We start from the raw sequence: 3477 nt of genomic DNA on the forward strand, positions 1-3477 counted from the left end.
TGGGTTGAAGGGCACGATGAGCGAGGCCTTATGAAGAATCTTCATAAGGCCTCTTATGACGACCAGCCCGTTATGCCGACCCCGCCGCGGGATTGCCTGCGGGCCAGCAGGATCACCACGACAAGGTCGGCATAATCGTCGGCATCTACAGTCCATCGAGGAACGCGAGGACAGCGTCGGTGGGCTGGTAGCGGCCCGGTGGAGCATCGCGCGGTGCGGTTCGGGCTAGTGCTTTTTCCTTAAGGGCCATGTCGGCGTGGAGATAGACCTGAACCGTTGAGAGGTTCGTATGCCCAAGCCACAACGCGATCACGGCAGCGTCGGCCCCAGCTTGAAGGAGGGCCATTGCGGCCGAATGCCGCATGACATGTGGCGTGACCTTCTTCTCGCGCAGGGTCGCGCATGATCGTGTGGCGGTGTCGGCGTGCTTGGCGACCAGTCGTTGCAGCGCGTCACGGCTCATTGCGGTACCGCGTCGAGTCGGGAACAGCGGGTCGCTGGGTTGGCCGCCGCGTTCGCCGATCCAGGCAGCCAGGACCTGCACGGTGTCGGCGGACAGCGGGGTGACCCGCTGCTTGCGCCCCTTTCCGACACAACTGACGTGCGCACCGGGACCCGGGTGCACGTCGCCGAGCATCAGGGCGGTGAGTTCGCTGGCGCGCAGCCCGGTCTGGCAGGCCAGGCGAAGCAGAGCGTGGTCACGTCGCCCGGTCCAAGTGCTTTGGTCCGGTGCTGCGAGCATCTCGTCGATCTCGGTATCGGTGAGGTAGGTGATCAGGGCCCGGTCGAAGCGGCTTGGTGGGATCGCCAATACCCGCTGGATGTTCGCGGCGTGCTCAGGATGGTGCAATGCCGCGAAGCGAAACAGCGAGTGAATCGCGCCAGCCGGGCATTGCGGGTGCGGGCGCTGTTGCCGCGTTCGACCTGCAGGTGGTGCAGGAACGCGCCGATCAGCGGCGCGTCCAGATCGGCGACGTCCAGCTCCGACGGTGTCTTGCCGGTCTGGCGGGCGGCGAAGACGAGCAGCAGCTTGAGTGTGTCGCGGTAGGCGGCGATGGTGTGGCCGCTGACTTGGCGCTGCCCGGCGAGCCGGTCGGTGAAGAACGCCTGCAGCGCGGGCGCAAGGCTGCTCATCGCCGCCCTCCCTGGTGGGCGTCGAGCCGCCGCCCAACAACGGCCATCAACTCCGGCGCAGCCGAGAGGTACCAGTAGGTGTTTGCCGGTTCGACGTGGCCCAGGTAGGTCGACAGCCGCGGCAGCATCGCCTGCACGTCGGTGCCGTCGCGGTACCAGTCCAGCACGCACCCAACGGCGACCGAATGCCGGAGGTCATGAATTCTTGGCCGGCATGACGCGGAACGCCGCCGGATGCTGGCCTGCTCGAGCAACCGGCTGAAGGTGATGCCGATGTTGCTGTGCAGCAACCGCGTCCCTCGCGTGGACAAGAACAATGCTGGGCTGGGCGGGCGGGGAAGCAGCTTTCGGCGCAGCCTCACGTAGCGCGCCAGGGCCTCGACTGTGGTCGGGTGTAGTGGAACCAGGCGCTGCTTGTTGAACTTGGCGTGGCGAATCACCAACAGCTCGCGGCCGCGGTCGAAGTCGGCGTCGTCGAGGGCGATCGCTTCCCCGATGCGGATGCCGCTGACTGCAAGCAGTCCGATCAAGGTCTGGTAGGTGTGCGCCCGCAGCCGGGGCTGCAGCGCGCCAGCCGCCCGGATCAGCGCTTGGATCTCGGCGTCGGAATACAGGTATGGGGTAGCGCGGCACGGCCCGCAGCGAATCATCCCGGTCGGTGGAACCTCCACGCTCGCATCCAGGCCGTGCAGATAGCTGGCGAAGCCGCGCACCGCGCGTAGCCGGATCGCCCACCAGTGCCGGGATGCCTGCGCCGGCTGCACCGCCCAGGCCAGTGCGTGCTCGGTAGTGACCGTGGCCAATCCGGTGTCGTCGAGGTAGTCGAGGAACTGCTCCAACAGCCGCCCAACGGAAACCAGGTGGAAGCCCAGCGCACGGCGCAGCGCAAGGTAGTCGGCCAGTGCCTGCCTCAGCGTGGCGGTCATGACGCACCGCCAAGGATGTCGATCGGCCAGGGTTTGGCCAGCGTGCGCAGCGCCCGTTCGTCGACCTTGGCGTAAATCGCGGTCGTGGCCGGCCAGATATGACGTATGGTCTGCCCGATCTCGGTCAGCGAGCCGCCGCGGCGCAGCATCGCAGTTGCCGCGAAGTGGCGCAGGCGATGGGCTCCGATGGTGCCCAGCCCGGCCCGCCGCCCAGCCACCTCGACCAGGGTGCTGACCCCGACCGAGGTCAGCCCCCGATACGGCGCCTGCATGCGCAGGAACACCGCCCGGTCCAGCGCCACTGCCGGCCGGCCGTGGCGCAGGTAGTCCACGATCGGCTCACCCACGTCGGCCGGCAACGGCAGCCGGTCGCGGCGATTGCCCTTGCCGTGCACGGTGAGCTCACCGCGCCGCCAATCGATGTCCTCCAGCGTCAACGCCGCGACTTCGCCGACACGCAGCCCGAGCCGGGCCAGCAGGGTCAGGATCGCGAAGTCGCGCTGCCCGGTCGGGGTGGCCCGGTCGCAGGACGTCAGCAGCGCGGCCACCTGATCGTCCGAGAGCGCCTTGGGTAGACCAGTCTGTGTCCACCCCGGCGGTGATAGGACGGCCGCAGCCAGCGGCCGGTCAAGCAGGCTGGCCACGTGCAAAAAGACAAGCAGCGACCGCAACGCGGACACCGTTCGCTTCACCGAACATGGCCGGTGGCGGCTCGCCGTGACCACGAACGCGTTCACCTCCGCAGCCGTCAGCGCCCCGAGATCGAGCTGGCCAGCGCGCCCATCCGCTCGCTCGCGCAGGAACGGGCCGGCCAGCCGCAGATTCAGGTCGACCGTGTTCTCACTGAGCCCCCGCTCCACGATGAGGTAGTGCCGGTAACGGGCCAGCAGCTGGTCCACCGGCGTGGCCGGGGCCGGCGCCGAGAACACCGGCAGCACATCCAGTCGCTGCAGGTAGCCCACCAGCGGCCGCAGCGCCCGCACGGTGCGCTCCCCGACATACCCGCCGGCGCGACGTTCGGCGAAGTACGCTTCCACCCGTGCCGGCGTCAACCCGGCAATGTCGAGGCCTTCCCGGCTCAGCCAGCGATCCAGGTGCGCCATCAGCCGTATCTGCACCGCGGCCGACAGTGGTGTGTACCCCTGCCGCTCCAACTCGGCGCGGAACCCCTGCGCGTACGGTGCAAGCGGGCCAGTCACCCTCGCCCAGCATGGTGCTGTCGTCATCACATTCTCCTTCCCAACCGGTGATCGGAGAACACGACGCTAGACAGGGACGACGATTATGCCGACCTTGTCGTGGTGATCCTGCTGGCCCGCAGGCAATCCCGCGGCGGGGTCGGCATAACGGGCTGGTCGTCATAAGAGGCCTTATGAAGATTCTTCATAAGGCCTCGCTCATCGTGCCCTTCAACCCA

Annotated in this window: 4 protein-coding genes; all 4 read right to left on the bottom strand. The window is 67.8% G+C overall.

What is annotated here, in order from left to right; genetic code table 11:
• Positions 1–145: 145 nt before the first annotated feature.
• From VML93_RS12340 to VML93_RS12355, 4 genes are read right to left on the bottom strand one after another with little or no spacing between them, the layout of a single operon-like run.
• The gene (locus VML93_RS12340) at positions 146–811 is read right to left on the bottom strand and encodes a tyrosine-type recombinase/integrase (RefSeq protein WP_325610926.1); all 666 of its coding nucleotides are present in this window, start codon (positions 809–811) and stop codon (positions 146–148) included.
• A complete protein-coding gene (locus tag VML93_RS12345; protein ID WP_325610928.1) occupies positions 775–1134 on the bottom strand; it encodes a hypothetical protein in 360 nt (119 codons plus the stop codon). Before VML93_RS12345 ends, VML93_RS12340 begins: the two co-directional genes overlap by 37 nt.
• Positions 1131–2060: a tyrosine-type recombinase/integrase gene (locus tag VML93_RS12350; RefSeq protein WP_325610929.1), complete on the bottom strand. Its 930-nt coding sequence runs from the start codon at positions 2058–2060 to the stop codon at positions 1131–1133. Before VML93_RS12350 ends, VML93_RS12345 begins: the two co-directional genes overlap by 4 nt.
• Positions 2057–3286, bottom strand: coding sequence for a site-specific integrase (locus VML93_RS12355; protein ID WP_325610931.1), 1230 nt, complete (start codon positions 3284–3286; stop codon positions 2057–2059). The genes VML93_RS12350 and VML93_RS12355 overlap by 4 nt, the downstream gene beginning before the upstream one ends.
• Positions 3287–3477: the final 191 nt, after the last annotated feature.

The sequence above is a fragment of the Mycobacterium sp. genome (genome assembly GCF_035499775.1).
Lineage (GTDB): Bacteria > Actinomycetota > Actinomycetes > Mycobacteriales > Mycobacteriaceae > Mycobacterium.

Coding starts and splice junctions, on each gene's coding strand:
- VML93_RS12345 (WP_325610928.1), bottom strand. CDS start 1,134: ATGAGCAGCCTTGCGCCCGCGCTGCAGGCGTTCTTCACCGACCGGCTC.
- VML93_RS12350 (WP_325610929.1), bottom strand. CDS start 2,060: ATGACCGCCACGCTGAGGCAGGCACTGGCCGACTACCTTGCGCTGCGC.
- VML93_RS12355 (WP_325610931.1), bottom strand. CDS start 3,286: ATGACGACAGCACCATGCTGGGCGAGGGTGACTGGCCCGCTTGCACCG.